Origin of the sequence: Mycolicibacterium sarraceniae (assembly GCF_010731875.1) — a bacterium.
Taxonomy (GTDB): Bacteria; Actinomycetota; Actinomycetes; order Mycobacteriales; family Mycobacteriaceae; genus Mycobacterium; species Mycobacterium sarraceniae.
In genome coordinates, this window is sequence record NZ_AP022595.1 from 2,491,285 (window position 1) to 2,507,442 (window position 16,158).

The following is a 16,158-nucleotide window of genomic DNA, read 5'->3' on the forward strand; positions in this document are numbered from 1 at the left end:
CGGGCGGGTCCACCGGTTCCGAATGCGAAAGAAGTCCGTCTTCTCCTCCAACAATTGGCGCACAGCAGGTGAATTCGGCCTACCATCACCGCGTGGCTTTTCGGAGCGAGCTGGGCAACTCGACATCGAGTCAACTTCGCGACACCTCGCTCACGATCGTGATCCCGGTAGGCTCGACCGAGCAGCACGGTCCGCACCTGCCGCTGGACACCGACACCCGGATCGCCACCGCGGTGTCGCGCACCGCGACCGAGGTGCTCAACCGTTCTGATCCTGATCAGTACCTGCTCGCGCCCGCGGTCGCCTATGGCGCGTCAGGAGAGCACCAGGGCTTCCCCGGAACGGTGTCGATCGGCACCGAGGTGCTGACCTCTGTGCTCATCGAGTACGGGCGGTCAGCATGCGGCTGGGCTCGACGGCTGGTGTTCGTCAACGGGCACGGCGGCAACCTCGAGGCGATGCGCGCGGCGGTGCGCCGCCTGCGGGCCGAAGGTCGCGACGCGACCTGGTGCCCGTGTGTCGCCGAAGGCGGCGACGCCCACGCGGGACACACGGAAACGTCTGTACTACTGCATATTTCACCGGCCGACGTGCGCACCGACGCGTGGTGTAGCGGGAACCGGGCTCCACTGGCTACCCTTTTGGACCAGATGCGGCACGGGGGGGTGGCCGCGGTGAGTGAGGTGGGTGTGTTGGGTGACCCGACGACGGCGACCCCGGGGGAGGGCGCTCGTATCTTCGAGCAGATGGTCGCGGAGTGTTCTCGTCGTGTTGATCGATGGTGCCCGGCCGATGACGGGATGCTGACATGACTCAGCCCCGGCTGCCTGACGGGTTTGCCGTGCAGGTCGACCGACGAGTGCGCACACTCGCCGAAGGTTCGGCCTTGCTCGGCGGCTCACCGACCCGGTTGCTGCGTCTGGCGCCGGCCGCCCAGGTTTTGCTCGACGGCGGCCGCCTCGAGGTCCGCGACGCCGTGAGCGCCCAGCTAGCCCGCACCCTCCTCGACGCGACCGTCGCGCATCCGCGCCCGGCGGGCGGGCCGTCACATCGTGACGTCACCGTCGTGATCCCGGTCCGCGACAACCCGTTTGGGCTCGACCGCCTAGTGATGTCGCTACGGGGGATGCGCGTCGTCGTTGTCGATGATGGTTCGCAGACACCGGTTCACCCGAGCGATTTCACCGGTGCGCGCTGCGAGATCGAGATCCTGCGACACCCCCGCAGCAAGGGGCCCGCCGCGGCCCGAAACACCGGGCTGGCTTCCTGCACAACAGATTTCGTCGCGTTCCTGGACTCCGATGTGGTGCCACGCCGGGGCTGGCTGGAGGCGCTGCTCGGCCACTTCTGCGACCCCGCGGCCGCCCTGGTCGCTCCCCGCATCGTGGGACTCGGTCACAGCGATCAACTGATCGCCCGCTATGAAGCGGTCCGGTCGTCACTGGACCTCGGCGGGCGGGAGGCGCCGGTAATGCCCTATGGCCCGGTGTCCTATGTACCCAGTGCGGCGATCATCTGCCGGCGGGCGGCACTACTGGAATTGGGCGGGTTCGACGAGACGCTGCCGTCGGGTGAGGACGTCGACCTATGCTGGCGGCTCATCGAGTCCGGCTCCCGGCTGCGCTACGAGCCGATTGCGCTGGTCGCCCACGAACACCGCACGGAGATGCGAGCATGGCTGGGCCGCAAGGCTTTCTATGGCAGCTCTGCTGCGCCGTTGTCGATCCGCCACCCGGACAAGATGGCGCCGGTGGTGATCTCGGCATGGAGCTTGCTGGTGTGGTTGCTGATGGCGCTGGGGTCGGCCTCGGGTTATCTGGCCTCCCTGGTTTTCGCCGGCGTTGCCACCCGCAGGACGGCCAAGGCGATGAAGGACACCGATGCCGGGATCTCCGCCGTGGTGATCCTGGCACTACGCGGGATCGGTGCCGCCGCGCTCCAGCTGTCAGCGGCGATCTGCCGGCACTACTGGCCGCTGGCCCTGGTGGCTGCCGTGCTCTCGCGCCGGTGTCGGCACGCGATCCTGGTGGCCGCGGTGCTCGACGGAGTGCAGGACTGGATCATCCGTAATCGCAGCAGTGACGTCGAGGGCAAACCGATCGGCCTGTTCGCCTACGTGCTCCTCAAACGTCTCGACGATCTTGCCTATGGCGCCGGCCTGTGGACGGGTGTAATCCGCGAGCGCACGTTGCGGCCGCTGATGCCGCAGATCAAAACCTGACTTGGTGATCGGTCACAACACGCCCAGCGACGTTCTGATCGTCGGTGCCGGTAGTGCGGGATCGGTGCTGGCCGAACGCCTCTCGGCCGATTCAGCCTGCCGGGTCACCGTGGTGGAAGCCGGACCGGGCCCCGACGACCCCGGCGTGCGCGGCCTCACTCACAACGGCCTTCAGCTGCCGATCGGGGCGGCCAGCCCGCTGGTCCAGCGCTACCGGACGGAGCTGACTGCCCAGCCCCCGCGCGGTGCCGACATCGTGCGGGGCATGACGGTCGGGGGGTCCGGTGCGGTCAACGGCGGGTACTTCTGTCGGGCGCTGCCGGTGGACTTCGACGGTCCCGGTGTGCCTGGCTGGTCCTGGGCGGAGGTCGAGGCGCACTACCGAGCCATCCAGACCGATCTCGACTTCCCGGATCGAGCCGATGGGGGGCCGATTGCGATCCGGCGAACCCATGAATTCGTCGGCAGCACTGCATCGTTCGTCGAGGCTGCCCAGGCGGCCGGTCTGCGCTGGCTACCCGACCTCAACGCGGAGCCGGCCGGCGAGAACTCCCCGCCTGGAATCGGCGCGGTACCGCTGAACATCGTCGACGGCGTCCGCACCGGCCCTGGCGCAGCATTCCTGGAACCCGCCGCCGCCCGGCCCAACGTGACGGTGTTGCCCCACACGCGAGTGCTGCGGCTGCGGATCTCCGGATCGCGGGTGGTAGGTATCGAGATCCTCGGCCCGAACGGCCCGGCGATCCTCGAGGCCGACCGGGTGGTGCTGTCGGCGGGAGCCATCGGGTCAGCGCACCTGCTGATGTTGTCGGGCGTCGGGCCTGCCGCGAACCTCCGCACTGTAGGCGTCGCTGTGGTCGCCAATCTGCCGGTGGGGCAGCGGATCTCCGATCATCCGGAATGGGTGATGTCCGCCACATGGACCGTCGCCCCGCAGCGTCCGGTGCTCGAGGTGGTGTTGGTTGCCGACGGTCTCGAGATCCGGCCCTACACAGGCGGATTCATCGCAATGGTGGGTGACGGGACGCTCGGCCGCCCGGACTGGCCGCATGTGGGTGTGGCGTTGATGGCACCGCGCGCCCACGGCCGCCTGACATTGGTTTCGGCTGATCCGGCGGTACCCCCACTGATCGAACACCGCTACGACAGTGCGCCCGAGGATGTGGCCGCACTGCGGCGGGGTTGCACGTTCGCCACGGAAATGTTGTGTGCCACAACCCAACTCGGCGAACCGATGTGGTCGACGTCGCAACATCTGTGCGGCACTGCCCCGATGGGTGACGATCGTGACGCGCACGCCGTCGTCGACCCGCGGTGCCGGTTGCGGGGGTTCGAGAACCTATGGGTAGTCGACGGTTCGGTGCTGCCGCGTATCACCGGCCGCGGCCCGCACGCGACGATCGCGATGATCGGGCACCGCGCCGCCGAATTCGTCGGCTGAACTGCTGTGTCTCGGCGGCGGAGCCAATCGGTACCCTAGTCGGGCCAGATCAAGCGAAGATGTCTAGACGTTGGGGAATGTCAGGGAAGGATTCTGCGCGATGACGACCCGACGCAGCGACCCCAGACCTGCGCGTTCGCGCGCTCGGTTGCTGGACGCAGCAACGGCATTACTGCGCGCGGGCGGCCCCAGTGCAGTGACCGTCGATGCGGTGACGCGTGGCGCCAACGTCGCCAGGGCGACTCTGTACCGGCATTTCCCCAGTGGCAATGATCTGCTGGCCGCCGCGTTTCACAGCTTGATCCCGCCCGCGCCGATGCCACCGGAGTCGGGATCGCTACGAGAGCGCCTCGTCGCACTGATGCAGGCGCAGGCGGACCTCATCTCTGGGACGCCGGTGCTGCTGACGGCCACCTATTGGCTGGCGCTGGGTCCGGACATGGAGCACATGCCCGGTCGTACCGCCGACACCGACAGCCTTGAGGTGCGCACACTGCGGGAACGGGTCGCCCAGCAGTACGGCGCACCGTTCGACGCGATTTTCGACAGTCCCGACGCGCAACGAGAACTTGGCCACGTCGACCGCGCGCAAGCGATCATGTTGCTGATCGGCCCGCTGGTGGCCGGCCGGATCAGCACGCTGGCCGATTTCGACTATCGCGAGTGTGCGCGCGCCGCGGTGGACGGCTTCCTGGCCGTCCACCGAGTCGGCGAAATCACTTCAGCGAGTAGCGAATCGGCAGGCGTTTGAGACCACCGACGAAGGTGGTGGCCATCAGTTCCGGATCGCCGGCCAGTTCGATGGTGTTGATGCGCGGAACGAGTTCGGAGAAGAAGCTGTGCATTTCCATGCGGGCCAGTGCCGCCCCGAGGCAGAAGTGCACGCCGTAGCCGAACGACAGGTGCTTGTTGGGGTCGCGGCCGACGTCGAAGCGCATCGGGTCGTCGAAGACCTCTTCGTCGCGGTTGGCTGAAACATAGGACAGCAGAACCGATTCACCCTTGGCGATCGGGACGCCGCGGACTTCGGTGTCGGCTTGGGCGGTGCGCATGAATTCCTTGACCGGGACGATGCAGCGGATCATCTCTTCGACCGCGGTGCCCATCAGGCCGGGATCGTTCTGGAGCCGTTGCAGTTCGGCCGGGTTGCGAATCAATTCCAGGAGGCCGCCCGCGATTCCGGCGCTGGTGGTGTCGTGGCCGGCGCTGGCGACGATCACGTAGTACGACGCGGTGTCCATATCCGACAGGGGCTGGCCGTCGATGGTCGCGTTCGCGATCGCCGAGGTCAGGTCCTCGGTCGGGTGCTCGCGGCGCGAGGCCGTCAGGGCGGAGAAGTAATTGAAGAAGTCGAGCAGCACCGCGAGCATGTCGTCGGTGGAGCCGCCCCGCTGCAATTCGGTGTCGTCGCCGCCGAACATCTCCTGGGTGAGCTTGAGCATGCGGGGGAAGTCGGATTCGGGCAGGCCGAGCAGAGTCAGGATGATGTAGAGCGGGTATTTGACCGCGATCTCCTGGACGAAGTCCAGTTCGGGACCCTGCTCGAGCATCTTGTCGACGTAGATCTTCGCCAGCTCGTCACAGCGTGCCTTCAAGGCGCGCATGGCTTTCGGGCGAAACCAGTCCGCCCCGATCTTGCGCATATCGCGGTGGTGCGGATCGTCCATGTGGATCAGGGTGCGCAGCCCGATCCCGGCTTCCATCTGTGCGCGCAACGCGTCGTCGGCGGCCGCGATCGTCAGGAGCGGGCGCGGGTCATTGGTGAACAGGTCGTTCTGGCGCTCGATGTCCATCACATCGGCATGCTTGGTGATCGCCCAGAACGGGCGGTATCCCTCGGCCTCGACCCACGACACCGGAGTGTGCGCACGCAGATGAGCAAGGGACTCGTGCAGCCTCTTCTCATCGGTGTAGCCCGTTGGGCTGGCCAGAACGCGTGCCGCCTTGTCCATGATCCGTGCGCTCATCGGGTCTCCTTGCTCCGTGCTCCCAGAAACTTGACGGGTGTCAGGTTTCTAGTTTCGGCCACGATCGTGCCAGGTGGCAGGTTTTTCGGCTAATTCCCAGGTCATCACTCGGGTAGGTGTCCGCGTAGGCTCGGATCTCGTGCGAGACCGATCCAGTGGCCGACGCTTTCGGCGCGCATTGGGCCTGTTGCTGGGCCTGGGGCTACTCGTCGGCTGCGGCACGGGCGGGAGTGACACGCACCCGCCGCCCGCCCCTGTCGCCCAACCCGGCCCCGCGGTGGTGCAGACCGCGGCGGGCGCGGTGCGCGGTACCGTCGCCCCGGGGTACCGGGTGTTCGATGGCGTTCCGTATGCCGCCGCCCCAGTGGGACCGCTGCGCTGGGAGCGCCCGGAGCCGGCCGCACCGTGGTCGGGGGAGCGCGATGCCACCACACCGGGGCTGCGCTGCATCCAGGACACCAGCTTCGACCCCGACTACGGCCGCCCCACCGGTGAGGACTGCCTGAACCTCAACATCTGGACCCCCGACGGTGCCAGCCGGTCGAGCCAGAAGCCGGTGCTGGTGTGGATTCACGGCGGGGGCTTCCTCAACGGCAGCGCCGACATCTACGACGCCCGCTGGATGGCGACCCAGGGCGATATCGTCGTCGTCACCGTCAACTACCGGCTGGGCGCCCTCGGCTTCCTGGCGCACCCGGCGCTGAGCCCAGATGCCAACATCGGCAACTACGGCCTGGCCGACCAGCAGGCGGCACTGCGATGGGTGCGCGACAATATCGCCGAATTCGGTGGGGACCCAACCAAAGTCACCATCGCGGGGGAGTCTGCCGGTGCGATGTCGGTATGTGATCACCTGGTCGCACCGGATTCCGCCGGGTTGTTCCGGGCGGCGATTCTGCAGAGCGGACCGTGTCAGGCGCAAGCCGATCGGGCCACCGGGCAGAAGGTGAGCACCGACTACGCGACCAAGGTCGGATGCTCAGACCCCGACGCGGTTGCGGCCTGCCTGCGGTCGCTGCCGGCGAAAGAATTGCAGAGCGCGCCACTGTATGTCGGGTTCGGTCCCGACAAGCTCACCGGGCCGGTTACCGGAACCGACCGCCTCCCCGTGGATCCGATGACCGAAGCCGCTCTGAGCCGAATGCCCCGGATACCCGTGCTGATCGGCAGCAACGGCGACGAGTTCGCGATGTTCGCCGCCCTTCAATATCTCAAAGACCATGGGCTGCCGCCGTATCCGAAACTGCTGTCTGACACGTTCGGTCCCGATGCGCCTGCGGTGGCCGCGCACTACCCCCTCGACGGGTTCGGGGGCAATGATGGCCTGGCCTACTCCGCGGCGGTCACCGACAGCCTATTCGCTTGCCCCACAGACAGGCTCACGTCCGGACTGGCGCACACCAACCCCGTGTACGCCTACGAGTTCAACGACCGAACTGCGCCCGCCCCAGATCCGTTGCGCGCCGTGCCGTTCGCTGTCGGGGCGAGCCACTCACTGGAGTTGCGGTACCTGTTCGACGTCGGTGGTGCTCCGCCGCTCAATCCGGCGCAGCGCGAGCTGTCCGACAAGATGGTCGCGTACTGGAGCCAATTCGTGAAGGACGGCAAGCCCGAAGTAGCCGGACTGCCGGACTGGCCACAATTCGGCGCGGACGGATCCGCGAAGCGGATGTCGTTGCAGACACCGCAGCTGACGATCACCGAAGATTTCAGCGCGCACCACAATTGCGCGTTCTGGGCAACGCTGAAGGGGACCCGCTAACCAGCCCAGCGCGGATGGGCAACGACGGCCAGCGCTTCGGCCACGTCCGATGCCAGCGGCCGGCGATGAGGAAGGTGCCCGCGGACCCACTGTTGGAATGCGAAATCGGCTGCAGCGAAAGATAGTTGGACCAGAAGTCCGGGCCGGGTGTCCTGAGCTGGGTGCACACCCATGCGCGCGGCCACCAGCGCAACCATCTGTTCGCGGTCGGCCGCGGACAACAGCGTCGCCCGCTCCAGCAGTTCGGGCGCGGTGAGGATGGCCGCCCGCCAGCTCTCCAGGTCGCCATCGTCGAAGGAATCCACCCGATTCACGATCGCGGCGGCCAATGCCACGTCGGGCGGCTCACCGGCCGGGCGGCGCGTCAGCAGCGAGGCGATCGCGGCATTCCCGCGCTGCACCGATCCCAGCAGGAGGTCCTCCTTGGTGGCCACGTGCCGGAAGAACGTCCGCGGCGACACCGATGCCTCCGCGGCGATGTCGTCGGTGGTGACGTTGCCGAATCCCCGTGCAGCGAAAAGCCGATACGCCGCGGCGTGGATGTCGGCGCGCACCTGCGCCCGCTGCCGGTCACGCAGTGTCGGTGGCCGTTGCGCGGGCGGGGTGGTCACCGGTAGGTTCCCGCGCCGCCGTCGACGTGGATGGTCTGCGCGGTCAGGAACGACGCGTCGGGGCTGACCAGGAAGGCCACCAGCGGTGCGATATCGGTATGCGTGTCGCCCATTCGGCGTAGTGGGATGCTCTTGACGACCTTGTGGTACACCTCGGGGAATTCGTCGCTCCATCCGGCTACGCCGTCGGATTGGGCCAGGGGGCACACCACGTTGACTCGGATATTGTCTTTACCCCATTCCAGGGCAGCGACTTTGGAGATGCCCCGGATCGCTTCCTTGGATCCGGCGTAGGCGCCGAACGTCTTCTGGCCGGCTGTACCGGCCCCGGAACCGAAGTTCACGATGCACCCGCCACCGCCGGCCTTGAGCACCGGATAGGCGGCCTGCATCAAGAACAATGTGGCCCGCGGTCCGGTGTCAAATACCAGGTCGAAGTCGTCGTGGTTGATGTCGGTGAACAGCTTGGGTTCGTTGGTGGCGATCGCGTTGTTGATCAACGCGTCGATGCCACCCAACACCCCCACCGCCTCATCGACGATGTGCTGATAGCTGGAGCGGTCGCACAAGTCGGCCACCAGCGCGCGGGCTCGCCCGGCGGCGTTGAAGTCCGCGGCGACAGCGGCCACCGACGGATCACGATCGACCAGCAGCACCGACGCCCCGCGCTCGAGCAGCGCCGTGGTGATGCCCTTGCCCACGCCCCGCGCGGCGCCGGTCACGATCACCCGCACCCCGGTCAGTGAACCCGGATGCCAATAACTGTAGTCAGTGTGCGGGGCCACGATGTAACTCCTCCGATGTTTGTGCGGCACCGAGGAATTCGATGAACTCCACCGCGGTGCCGTCGGGATCCTTGACGAAGAACATGCCTACCCCGGCGATCTCGAACGGCACCTGGTCGGGCTCGTAACCCGCTTCCCGGCCGGCCCTGGTTCCCGTCGCCGCCGCCAAGCGCATGGTCGAACGATTCGCCCGACAGAGTCTGGTCGAACAGCACATCCATGCCGAGCAATCCGCGGTAGAACTGCAGCGCCCGGTCCATATCGGTGACCCGACCACCACATGGCTAAAGCGAAGGTCGCCAAGGGGTTCCGCGGTCACCTGGCCAGGTCGGGGGCGGCGCGCCCGGTGATCATCGGCAGATCGAGATAGGTCTTGATACCGGGGCCGGCCTCGCAGACAAGGGGAATGGCGCTGATGCAGTGGTTGGCCGTCACCACGACGCCAGGGTTGCGCTCGAGACCTTCGGCGACGGTTTCCGGTTGCAGTCCCTTGAACGTCAGTAAGACGTCGGGATCGCCGGTGACCTCCACCTCGAAGCGTTCGCCCTTCTCGCCGATCGTCCACGGCGGGTCGAGCTCCACGTCGCACATCAGCCAGTTGACCGCGGCGGTCACGACGGGTTTGTCGTCGACGATGGCCTGCCACTTGAACCGGCGGGCGGCCACGGTGCCCGCTTCCATCGGAACGACGAGCTCGTCGGTTCCGGTGACTGCGACGGCCACCTCCTGGGTGGACCGGATGCGCGGCTCCGAGCGGAAGCCCAGTTCGTCGGCGACCATCCGCACCGACTGTTTGAACCCAGCCTCCAGCAGGGTGGCCATGGGCCCGCTCATCGCTTGTTCGGGAGTCAGGCCGAATCCCATCACCTCGCGCACCACCAGGGGTGAGTTGTAGGTCCGGATGTCGGAGAACTCTTCGGCCCGCACATGGGTGATCGCCGCCGTCAGCCCGGAGATCATCAGCGGGAAGCGCTCGGTGATGCCGCCGGGATGGATCCCGGAACCGTGCAGGGTGGCGTTGCCTGCCACGCACGCCTCTTCGAGCGCCTGCACCGCTGAGTTCTCGCGGTCCGGGTAGACCCAGCCGACCGGGGTCACCACATTCTTGCCGGAGCGCAGGATCTTCGCGACGACCTGATCGTCGGGCAGCATCGGGGAGTACATGACGCAGTCGGCGTCCAGCGCCAGCAATTCGTCGATATCGGTCGTCGCGGCGACTCCGAGCGGCTCTTCCCCGATGAGTTCACCGACGTCTTTGCCGTGCTTGTCGGCGCTGTGCACCCAGCAGCCGACGAGCTCAAGTTCAGGGTGCCGGAGCACCCCTTGGATTGCTGCTTTACCTACGCCGCCGGTCGCCCACTGGATCACTCGATACATAGTTGGCACCTTATGCCGATATGGCAGTAGCTGTCATAAGTATTCCCATTCTTGGCCTCGGCTGTGGCGGTGCAGTGCCCGAAGCGCTGCCGTTGTAGTGCTCGGGATGAGCCGTTCCGACCGCGCTGAGCAGCCAGAGCAGGGATTTGGATACCGGTCCGATCTAAGGCATACTGTTCGGGTTGCCTTGAGCAGGGTTCGCTCCCATCGGGAGCGGTGCCGTTCAGGGTGTACGACCGGCGCCCAAACGGGCGCGTCCGGTCCCAACCTCGGAGCGCGACGGTCATGTGACCGCGCCTTCGGGACTGCGTGAGGGCGACACACCCGACCGCGGGGGTCGGTGCACCAGAGACAGGTAAAGAGCGGCGGCAACAGCCAGCGCGACGCCTTCGGGCGAGAGCGCATGACCACCGTGTCCCGCTATGGGACCGAGCAGGAATGAAGGTAGGAGAAGCGTGGCGGGACAAAAGATCCGCATCAGGCTCAAGGCCTACGACCACGAGGCGATTGATGCCTCGGCGCGCAAGATCGTGGAGACGGTCACCCGTACCGGCGCGAGCGTGGTTGGTCCAGTGCCGCTGCCGACGGAAAAGAATGTGTACTGCGTCATCCGCTCCCCGCATAAGTACAAGGACTCGCGGGAGCACTTCGAGATGCGTACGCACAAGCGACTCATCGACATCCTCGACCCGACCCCGAAGACCGTTGACGCACTCATGCGCATCGATCTTCCGGCGAGCGTCGACGTCAACATCCAGTAGGAGACCCGAAAGAAATGGCTAGAAAAGGCATTTTGGGCACCAAGCTGGGCATGACACAGGTGTTCGACGAGAACAACCGCGTCGTCCCCGTGACGGTCGTTAAGGCCGGACCCAATGTGGTGACCCGTATCCGCACGCCGGAGCGTGACGGTTACAGCGCCGTGCAGTTGGCCTACGGCGAAATCAGCCCCCGCAAGGTGAACAAGCCTGTCACCGGCCAGTACGCCGCCGCCGGGATCAACCCGCGCCGGCATCTGGCCGAGCTTCGTCTTGACGACGAGGCCGCGGCCGCCGAGTACGAGGTCGGCCAGGAGCTGACGGCGGAGATCTTCGCCGACGGTGCCTACGTCGACGTCACCGGCACCTCCAAGGGCAAGGGCTTCGCCGGCACTATGAAGCGACACGGCTTCAAGGGCCAGGGCGCCAGCCACGGTGCGCAGGCAGTGCACCGCCGGCCGGGTTCGATCGGTGGCTGTTCCACCCCGGGCCGTGTTTTCAAGGGCACCCGGATGTCGGGCCGGATGGGTAGCGACCGCATCACCACTCAAAACCTGGTGGTGCACAAGGTTGATGCCGAGAACGGCGTGCTGTTGATCAAGGGTGCGGTTCCCGGACGCAACGGCGGACTCGTAGTGGTTCGCACGGCAGTCAAACGAGGTGAGAAGTGACTCTCAAGATTGACGTTCGTACTCCGGACGGCAAGAAGGACGGCAGCGTTGAGTTGCCCGCCGAGCTGTTCGACGTGGAACCCAATATCGCGTTGATGCACCAGGTGGTGACCGCGCAGCTGGCCTCCAAGCGTCAGGGCACGCACGCCACCAAGACTCGCGCTCAGGTCTCCGGCGGCGGAAAGAAGCCGTACCGGCAGAAGGGCACCGGTCGTGCGCGTCAGGGTTCGACCCGCGCTCCGCAGTTCACCGGTGGTGGCGTCGTCCACGGCCCGCAGCCGCGCGACTACAGCGAGCGGACGCCCAAGAAGATGATCCGCGCGGCTTTGCGCTCCGCTCTTTCTGATCGGGCCCGCAACGAGCGGATCCACGCGATCACCGAACTGCTGGCCGGCCAGACCCCGTCGACCAAGAGCGCCAAGGCGTTCCTGGGCACGCTGACCGACCGCCGCAAGGTGCTGGTCGTGATCGGCCGCAGCGACGAGGTCGGTGCGAAGAGCGTGCGCAACCTTCCTGGTGTGCATGTGATCTCGCCGGATCAGCTCAACACCTACGACGTGCTCAACGCCGACGACGTGGTGTTCAGCGTCGAAGCGCTGGACGCCTACATTAGCTCGAACACCAAACAGGACCAGGAGGTTTCGGCCTGATGGCAACCATCACTGATCCCCGCGACATCATCGTGGCCCCGGTCATCTCCGAGAAGTCCTATGGATTGATCGAGGACAACGTCTACACGTTCGTCGTCGCGCCCGGTTCGAACAAGACGCAGATCAAGATCGCCATCGAGAAGATCTTCAAGGTGAAGGTCGACTCGGTGAACACGCTCAATCGGCAGGGAAAGCGCAAGCGCACCCGCGTCGGCTACGGGCAGCGCAAGAGCACCAAGCGCGCGATCGTGACCCTGGCCCCCGGCAGCAAGCCGATCGACCTCTTCGGAGCACCGGCGTAGTCCGGCAACGAATAGAACTCAGGAATAGATAATGGGAATTCGCAAGTACAAGCCGACGACCCCCGGTCGCCGCGGTTCTAGCGTCTCCGATTTCTCCGAGATCACTCGCTCGACTCCGGAGAAGTCGCTGATCCGTCCGCTGCACGGAACCGGCGGTCGTAACGCGCACGGCCGAATCACCACCCGCCACAAGGGCGGCGGGCATAAGCGCGCCTACCGGGTGATCGACTTCCGTCGCAACGACAAGGACGGCGTCAACGCCAAGGTCGCACACATCGAGTACGACCCGAACCGCACCGCGAACATCGCACTGCTGCATTACCTGGATGGCGAGAAGCGCTACATCATTGCGCCGCAGGGTCTTTCGCAGGGCGACATCGTGGAGTCAGGCGCCAACGCCGATATCAAGCCCGGTAACAACCTGCCGCTGCGCAACATCCCGGCCGGTACCGTCATCCATGCCGTCGAGCTGCGTCCCGGCGGCGGTGCCAAGCTGGCCCGCTCGGCCGGCTCGAGCATCCAGCTGCTGGGTAAGGAAGGCACCTACGCCTCTCTGCGTATGCCCTCGGGTGAAATCCGTCGCGTCGACGTACGCTGCCGCGCCTCCGTCGGTGAGGTCGGCAACGCCGAGCAGGCCAACATCAACTGGGGCAAGGCCGGCCGTATGCGATGGAAGGGCAAGCGCCCGACCGTTCGTGGTGTCGTGATGAACCCGGTCGACCACCCGCACGGTGGCGGCGAGGGCAAGACCTCCGGTGGTCGCCACCCGGTCAGCCCGTGGGGTAAGCCGGAAGGCCGTACCCGCAAGCCCAACAAGCCGAGCGACAAGCTCATCGTCCGACGCCGGCGCACCGGCAAGAATAAGCGCTAGGAGTAGCCAGCGATGCCACGCAGCCTGAAGAAGGGCCCGTTCGTCGACGACCATCTGCTCAAGAAGGTCGACGTCCAGAACGAGAAGAGCACCAAGCAGGTCATCAAGACCTGGTCGCGTCGTTCGACCATCATCCCCGACTTCATCGGTCACACCTTCGCCGTCCACGACGGTCGCAAGCATGTGCCGGTGTTCGTCACCGAAGCGATGGTTGGCCACAAGCTGGGCGAGTTCGCCCCGACGCGCACATTCAAGGGTCACATCAAGGACGACCGGAAGAGTAAGCGGCGATGACGACGACGACTGAATTTCCTTCCGCCACCGCGGTTGCGAAATACGTGGGGATCTCGGCGAGCAAGGCACGCCGGGTGATCAACCTGGTGCGCGGCAAGTCCGTTGAGGAAGCGCTGGACATCCTGCGCTGGGCACCGCAGCAGGCCAGTGAGCCGGTTGCCAAGGTGATCGCCTCGGCGGCTGCCAACGCTCAGAACAACGAGGGCCTGGACCCGGCGACCCTGGTGGTGGCAACGGTCATGGCCGACGAGGGCCCCACCGCCAAGCGCATCCGGCCGCGCGCGCAGGGCCGCGCGTTCCGAATCCGCAAGCGCACCAGCCACATCACCGTGATCGTCGAGAGCCGTCCAGCTCGCGGCGAGCGCGGCTCGGCTTCGGCGAGTGCGGCTCGTTCGCGCCGGGCGCAGGGCAGCAAGGCTGCTGCGACCGCGCCGGCCAAGAAGACTCCGGCTAAGAAAGCTCCGGCCACGAAGGCTGCCGCCCCTAAGGCGACCGCCGAACAGACGAAGGAGGGCTCGGAGTAGTGGGCCAGAAAATCAACCCCCACGGCTTCCGGCTCGGTATCACCACCGACTGGAAGTCCCGGTGGTACGCCGATAAACAATACGCCGACTACGTCAAGGAAGACGTGGCAATCCGGCGGCTGCTGGCCACCGGCCTCGAGCGCGCCGGCATAGCCGACGTGGAGATCGAGCGCACCCGTGATCGGGTTCGCGTTGACATCCACACCGCGCGTCCGGGCATCGTGATCGGCCGTCGTGGTACCGAGGCCGACCGTATCCGCGCCGACCTGGAGAAGCTGACCGGCAAGCAGGTTCAGCTGAACATCCTCGAGGTGAAGAACCCCGAGAGCCAGGCACAGCTGGTCGCCCAGGGTGTCGCCGAGCAGTTGAGCAACCGTGTGGCGTTCCGTCGCGCGATGCGCAAGGCCATCCAGTCGGCCATGCGCCAGCCCAACGTCAAGGGCATCCGCGTGCAGTGCTCGGGTCGCCTCGGCGGCGCGGAGATGAGCCGCTCGGAGTTTTACCGCGAAGGCCGGGTTCCGCTGCACACCCTGCGCGCCGACATCGACTACGGACTGTACGAGGCGAAGACCACGTTCGGCCGTATCGGTGTGAAGGTGTGGATCTACAAGGGCGACATCGTCGGTGGCAAGCGTGAGCTGACCGCCGCCGCACCCGCCGCCGACCGTCCGCGCCGCGAGCGTCCCTCGGGCGCAACCCGTCCGCGCCGGAGCGGTTCGTCGGGCACCACCGCGACGAGCACCGAAGCCGGCCGCGCCGCCAGTGAAGAGACCGCCGAATCGGCAGTCCCCGTCACGGCCGAGGCCGCCGCTGTCGAGACCGTCGCTGAAAGCACGGAGAGCTAGACCATGTTGATTCCCCGTAAAGTCAAGCACCGCAAGCAACACCACCCCAGGCAGCGTGGTATTGCCAGCGGTGGTACATCGGTGACGTTCGGTGACTACGGCATCCAGGCACTGGAGCACGCGTACGTCACCAACCGGCAGATCGAGTCCGCTCGTATCGCCATCAACCGGCACATCAAGCGTGGCGGCAAGGTGTGGATCAACATCTTCCCGGACCGCCCGCTGACCAAGAAGCCCGCGGAAACCCGCATGGGTTCGGGCAAGGGCTCACCGGAATGGTGGGTGTCCAACGTCAAGCCCGGACGCGTGCTGTTCGAGCTCAGTTACCCCGACGAGAAGATCGCCAGGGAAGCCCTGACGCGCGCGATCCACAAGTTGCCGATCAAGGCGCGCATCGTGACCCGAGAGGAGCAGTTCTGATGGCAGTGGGCGTCAGCGCCGGTGAACTGCGTGAACTCACCGACGAAGAATTGACCGACAAGCTGCGGGAGTCCAAGGAAGAGCTGTTCAACCTGCGCTTCCAGATGGCTACCGGCCAGCTAGACAACAATCGCCGGCTCCGCACCGTGCGTCAGGAGATTGCGCGCATCTATACCGTGCTGCGCGAACGTGAACTGGGTCTGGCCTCCGGACCCGCTGGTGAGGAATCGTGATGGCAGAAACAAAGGGTCCCAAGCACACTCCGCCGGCCGAGGAGACGCGTGGCCGTCGTAAGACCGTCATCGGCTACGTGGTCAGTGACAAGATGCAGAAGACGATCGTCGTCGAACTCGAGTCGCGCACGAAGCACCCGAAGTACGGCAAGATCATCCGCACGACCACGAAGGTCAAGGCGCACGATGAGAACGGTGTCGCCGGTGTCGGCGACCGCGTCTCCCTGATGGAGACCCGTCCGCTGTCGGCGACCAAGCGCTGGCGCCTGGTCGAGGTCCTCGAGCAGGCCAAGTAACACTTCGTTCCTGACAAACACGCGTCGCGGCTGTTGAGCCGCGGCGCGTTTTTGTCTGACCTCCGTCCTGCGAATTCGCCCACAGCGGACGCGGAATCACCCGAAAGCGGTCCGGCGCGTGGGAGTCTGA

At 66.1% G+C, this 16,158-nt stretch carries 21 protein-coding genes and 1 pseudogene; 16 read left to right on the plus strand and 6 right to left on the minus strand.

Annotation, left to right across the window (positions count from 1 at the left end; all coding sequences use genetic code 11):
• Positions 1 to 68: 68 nt before the first annotated feature.
• From mftE to G6N13_RS12470, 4 genes are all read left to right on the plus strand, one after another.
• Positions 69 to 812, plus strand: coding sequence for a mycofactocin biosynthesis peptidyl-dipeptidase MftE (gene mftE / locus G6N13_RS12455; RefSeq protein WP_163697396.1), 744 nt, complete (start codon positions 69 to 71; stop codon positions 810 to 812).
• Positions 809 to 2,221 (plus strand): mycofactocin biosynthesis glycosyltransferase MftF, encoded by a 1,413-nt coding sequence (gene mftF, locus G6N13_RS12460; protein ID WP_163697399.1) that lies wholly within the window; start codon positions 809 to 811, stop codon positions 2,219 to 2,221. The genes mftE and mftF overlap by 4 nt, the downstream gene beginning before the upstream one ends.
• Before the next feature lie 4 nt (positions 2,222 to 2,225).
• On the plus strand, positions 2,226 to 3,662 hold the full coding sequence (gene mftG, locus G6N13_RS12465) for a mycofactocin dehydrogenase MftG (protein ID WP_163697401.1): 1,437 nt from the start codon (positions 2,226 to 2,228) through the stop codon (positions 3,660 to 3,662).
• Positions 3,663 to 3,762: 100 nt separating this feature from the next.
• Positions 3,763 to 4,413 (plus strand): TetR/AcrR family transcriptional regulator, encoded by a 651-nt coding sequence (locus G6N13_RS12470; protein ID WP_163697403.1) that lies wholly within the window; start codon positions 3,763 to 3,765, stop codon positions 4,411 to 4,413.
• Here the strand turns inward: G6N13_RS12470 and G6N13_RS12475 are convergent.
• Complete coding sequence (locus tag G6N13_RS12475; RefSeq protein ID WP_163697405.1) at positions 4,379 to 5,629, minus strand: cytochrome P450; 1,251 nt, start codon at positions 5,627 to 5,629, stop codon at positions 4,379 to 4,381. The two genes, G6N13_RS12470 and G6N13_RS12475, sit on opposite strands and share 35 nt — an antisense overlap.
• A 139-nt stretch (positions 5,630 to 5,768) precedes the next feature.
• On the opposite strand from G6N13_RS12475, the gene G6N13_RS12480 reads away from it, so the two are divergent.
• Complete coding sequence (locus tag G6N13_RS12480) at positions 5,769 to 7,391, plus strand: carboxylesterase/lipase family protein (protein ID WP_235677743.1); 1,623 nt, start codon at positions 5,769 to 5,771, stop codon at positions 7,389 to 7,391.
• Here G6N13_RS12480 and G6N13_RS12485 read toward each other — a convergent pair.
• From G6N13_RS12485 to G6N13_RS12500, 5 genes and pseudogenes are all read right to left on the minus strand, one after another.
• Complete coding sequence (locus G6N13_RS12485; protein ID WP_163697407.1) at positions 7,388 to 8,002, minus strand: TetR family transcriptional regulator; 615 nt, start codon at positions 8,000 to 8,002, stop codon at positions 7,388 to 7,390. The genes G6N13_RS12480 and G6N13_RS12485 overlap by 4 nt on opposite strands.
• Positions 7,999 to 8,787: an SDR family NAD(P)-dependent oxidoreductase gene (locus G6N13_RS12490; protein ID WP_163697409.1), complete on the minus strand. Its 789-nt coding sequence runs from the start codon at positions 8,785 to 8,787 to the stop codon at positions 7,999 to 8,001. The genes G6N13_RS12485 and G6N13_RS12490 overlap by 4 nt, the downstream gene beginning before the upstream one ends.
• Positions 8,771 to 8,962: a hypothetical protein gene (locus tag G6N13_RS25110; RefSeq protein WP_235677744.1), complete on the minus strand. Its 192-nt coding sequence runs from the start codon at positions 8,960 to 8,962 to the stop codon at positions 8,771 to 8,773. The genes G6N13_RS12490 and G6N13_RS25110 overlap by 17 nt, the downstream gene beginning before the upstream one ends.
• A 37-nt stretch (positions 8,963 to 8,999) precedes the next feature.
• Positions 9,000 to 9,047: pseudogene (locus G6N13_RS26180) on the minus strand (VOC family protein); the annotation flags it as partial.
• Between the two features lie 55 nt (positions 9,048 to 9,102).
• A complete protein-coding gene (locus G6N13_RS12500; RefSeq protein ID WP_163697412.1) occupies positions 9,103 to 10,164 on the minus strand; it encodes an NAD(P)H-dependent amine dehydrogenase family protein in 1,062 nt (353 codons plus the stop codon).
• 455 nt (positions 10,165 to 10,619) lie between these two features.
• Between G6N13_RS12500 and rpsJ the strand changes: the two genes are divergently transcribed.
• The 11 genes from rpsJ to rpsQ are packed head-to-tail and all read left to right on the plus strand — an operon-like array spanning position 10,620 to position 16,028.
• Complete coding sequence (gene rpsJ / locus G6N13_RS12505) at positions 10,620 to 10,925, plus strand: 30S ribosomal protein S10 (protein ID WP_003883485.1); 306 nt, start codon at positions 10,620 to 10,622, stop codon at positions 10,923 to 10,925.
• 14 nt (positions 10,926 to 10,939) lie between these two features.
• Complete coding sequence (rplC, locus tag G6N13_RS12510; RefSeq protein WP_163697414.1) at positions 10,940 to 11,593, plus strand: 50S ribosomal protein L3; 654 nt, start codon at positions 10,940 to 10,942, stop codon at positions 11,591 to 11,593.
• Entirely contained in the window at positions 11,590 to 12,243 is a 654-nt protein-coding gene (rplD, locus tag G6N13_RS12515) for a 50S ribosomal protein L4 (protein WP_163697416.1), read from the plus strand. Before rplC ends, rplD begins: the two co-directional genes overlap by 4 nt.
• On the plus strand, positions 12,243 to 12,545 hold the full coding sequence (rplW, locus tag G6N13_RS12520) for a 50S ribosomal protein L23 (RefSeq protein ID WP_163697418.1): 303 nt from the start codon (positions 12,243 to 12,245) through the stop codon (positions 12,543 to 12,545). The genes rplD and rplW overlap by 1 nt, the downstream gene beginning before the upstream one ends.
• Before the next feature lie 31 nt (positions 12,546 to 12,576).
• Complete coding sequence (gene rplB / locus G6N13_RS12525; protein WP_163697419.1) at positions 12,577 to 13,416, plus strand: 50S ribosomal protein L2; 840 nt, start codon at positions 12,577 to 12,579, stop codon at positions 13,414 to 13,416.
• A 12-nt stretch (positions 13,417 to 13,428) separates the two neighbouring features.
• A complete protein-coding gene (rpsS, locus tag G6N13_RS12530; protein WP_135426857.1) occupies positions 13,429 to 13,710 on the plus strand; it encodes a 30S ribosomal protein S19 in 282 nt (93 codons plus the stop codon).
• Entirely contained in the window at positions 13,707 to 14,234 is a 528-nt protein-coding gene (gene rplV, locus G6N13_RS12535; protein ID WP_163697421.1) for a 50S ribosomal protein L22, read from the plus strand. Before rpsS ends, rplV begins: the two co-directional genes overlap by 4 nt.
• Positions 14,234 to 15,079 (plus strand): 30S ribosomal protein S3, encoded by an 846-nt coding sequence (rpsC, locus tag G6N13_RS12540; protein ID WP_163697423.1) that lies wholly within the window; start codon positions 14,234 to 14,236, stop codon positions 15,077 to 15,079. The genes rplV and rpsC overlap by 1 nt, the downstream gene beginning before the upstream one ends.
• 3 nt (positions 15,080 to 15,082) lie before the next feature.
• Complete coding sequence (gene rplP / locus G6N13_RS12545) at positions 15,083 to 15,499, plus strand: 50S ribosomal protein L16 (protein WP_094482954.1); 417 nt, start codon at positions 15,083 to 15,085, stop codon at positions 15,497 to 15,499.
• Positions 15,499 to 15,732: a 50S ribosomal protein L29 gene (rpmC, locus tag G6N13_RS12550; RefSeq protein WP_163697425.1), complete on the plus strand. Its 234-nt coding sequence runs from the start codon at positions 15,499 to 15,501 to the stop codon at positions 15,730 to 15,732. Before rplP ends, rpmC begins: the two co-directional genes overlap by 1 nt.
• The gene (gene rpsQ, locus G6N13_RS12555) at positions 15,732 to 16,028 is read left to right on the plus strand and encodes a 30S ribosomal protein S17 (RefSeq protein ID WP_163697427.1); all 297 of its coding nucleotides are present in this window, start codon (positions 15,732 to 15,734) and stop codon (positions 16,026 to 16,028) included. Before rpmC ends, rpsQ begins: the two co-directional genes overlap by 1 nt.
• Positions 16,029 to 16,158: the final 130 nt, after the last annotated feature.